Source organism: Trueperella sp. HMSC08B05 (assembly GCF_001808405.1).
In the GTDB taxonomy this organism is placed as follows: Bacteria; Actinomycetota; Actinomycetes; order Actinomycetales; family Actinomycetaceae; genus Trueperella; species Trueperella bernardiae.
The window spans coordinates 1-1,756 of record NZ_KV793262.1 but is presented as its reverse complement, the minus strand read 5'-3'; the positions used below and the strand labels follow the sequence as shown (position 1 = coordinate 1,756).

Genomic DNA, 1,756 nt, shown 5'->3' with positions numbered 1-1,756 from the left:
CCAACACGTGCCCGTGAATGGTAAGCAGCGTTTGTATGTGACACAGGTCGGCAACAGTTCAACGACGGCATGGGCGTACTTGTGCTGGCAGTTAGTGAAGATTTAACCAAGAAGGGGGTGGTTTGTTGTGTCTTATGTGAGCATTTTTGAGTGTGCGGGCGACCCGGATTTCCGGTCACGTGTGGCGGCTTGCGCGGTGCAGGAAGGTGCCGCTGCGGCGGGGAGTGGGGAGAGCTTCGCGTTCCAGTGGGCGATGTGGATCGCTTCCCGCCCAGACGTGGAAAAGGCGTGGGAGTACAGTGTGGGGGCGAGCCCGTATCATTCCCGGCGTGGCTACGATCCGGCGGTGATCAATGATCAGATGATTTTGGATGCGGTGCGTGCGATTCGGGATGGGGGCGAGGCGAGTGTTCATGGCGAGGCCTGATATTGCGATTGATGCGGCTTTTGCGACGATTGTTGTGGCGGTGATTGGCCTGGTCGGGGTGATTGTGGGGCAGGGAGTCCAGTTGCGGTTGGGTAAGCAGAAGGCAGTGTTGGATGAGCAGAAAACTGCTCTTGATAAGCAGCGTTTGCAGTTGGATGCGGTGAATGTGGCGGTGGCGTCGCTGACGCGTGTGGTTGAGGTGCAGGGTGCGGAGATCACGACGCTGAAGGCGCGCGTGGAGGTGACGGAGGGTGAGAATGAGTCGCTTGAGGCTTACGTTGATGAGTTGATTGCTCATATTAATGCGCGGCTTCCGCCTCCCCCGCCGGAACGGCCACCGCATTTCGCGCTTACACCCGGCTAGATGAAACCGGCTCACACCTGGTTTTTGGTGTGAGCCGGTTAAGCAGTTGGAATTTTGAGGTTGGTTTCAGCCTACTCGGCTGACAGGACACCCGCAAGCGGAAGAATCCAGGTGTTGCCAACTCGCGTTGCGGGGAGTGAGCCGGTCTTGATGCGCTTGTGAATGGCCTGGGGGGAGATGTCGAGGATGTTGGCGGCCTCAGCGACGGAGACGACGGGCGGGATGTCCCCGTGAGCTGTGTCGCGGTCGACTGATTCGGTTGTTGCGACCGTGATCGAGATGGGCGTTCCGATGGTGTTTGCGATGGTCAGAGCGGTCTTTGTGGCCTGGGCGAGGTCGTGTGCGGGGTAGCTAAACACTGCGCGGTATCCTGCTTCGGTCTGTGCCAGTGAGCTGCTGTATTCTGCGAGCTGGTCGATGGCCGTGTCAATATCCAGCTGGGTGTTGATGCTGACTGTGGCGGTGTAGTCCACTGCGTTTTCCTTTCTGTGCGCGGTGGGGTGCGTTTTTGCAGTTGGGCGGGGGTGGGGTGGCCCCTTGTTTTGGGTGGGGCCACCCCTGTCCGGCTAGATGTCTATTCCGTATGCTTTGATGTGTCTCGTTGCGTTATGGAGCGAACGCCGGTCCGACGGGGTTGACGGAAGAGTCGCGATGACTTTCCCGTCAAGGTAGACCAGAATGTGGTTCTTCTTCGTGATCCTGCATTCCAGGCCAGCCTTCTCAAGTCGCTTGATAAGCTTCTTGACTTCCTTTGTCGGCATCTTTACCTCCTTTCCAACTGCTTGCTTTTAGCATACCACCAAAGTTGCGATATAGCAACCAAATTTATCAACTGGGTTTAAATAGGTAAACCTATGTAGCGGTTCGCCACGCCACCGAAAGAAGGGAAAATGCCTACAGGTCAAGACCTAATTAACTATATGGCCGCCCGAAAAGGGCGGTTTTCTTATGCCAACACGCGCCCG

General features: G+C 56.9%; 3 protein-coding genes. 2 read left to right on the top strand and 1 reads right to left on the bottom strand.

Features of this window, described 5'->3' with window-relative positions:
* The first annotated feature begins 136 nt into the window (after nt 1–136).
* Nucleotides 137–427 carry a hypothetical protein gene (locus HMPREF3167_RS07120; protein WP_070446259.1) on the top strand — a complete coding sequence of 97 codons (291 nt, stop codon included), beginning with the start codon at nt 137–139 and terminating at the stop codon, nt 425–427.
* On the top strand, nt 414–791 hold the full coding sequence (locus tag HMPREF3167_RS07115; RefSeq protein ID WP_148132417.1) for a hypothetical protein: 378 nt from the start codon (nt 414–416) through the stop codon (nt 789–791). Before HMPREF3167_RS07120 ends, HMPREF3167_RS07115 begins: the two co-directional genes overlap by 14 nt.
* Nucleotides 792–862: 71 nt before the next feature.
* Here the strand turns inward: HMPREF3167_RS07115 and HMPREF3167_RS07110 are convergent, their stop codons facing one another.
* Nucleotides 863–1,264, bottom strand: a complete 402-nt coding sequence (locus HMPREF3167_RS07110; protein ID WP_070446255.1) for a helix-turn-helix domain-containing protein — start codon at nt 1,262–1,264, stop codon at nt 863–865.
* Nucleotides 1,265–1,756: the final 492 nt, after the last annotated feature.

Coding starts and splice junctions, on each gene's coding strand:
- HMPREF3167_RS07115 (WP_148132417.1), top strand. CDS start 414: ATGGCGAGGCCTGATATTGCGATTGATGCGGCTTTTGCGACGATTGTT.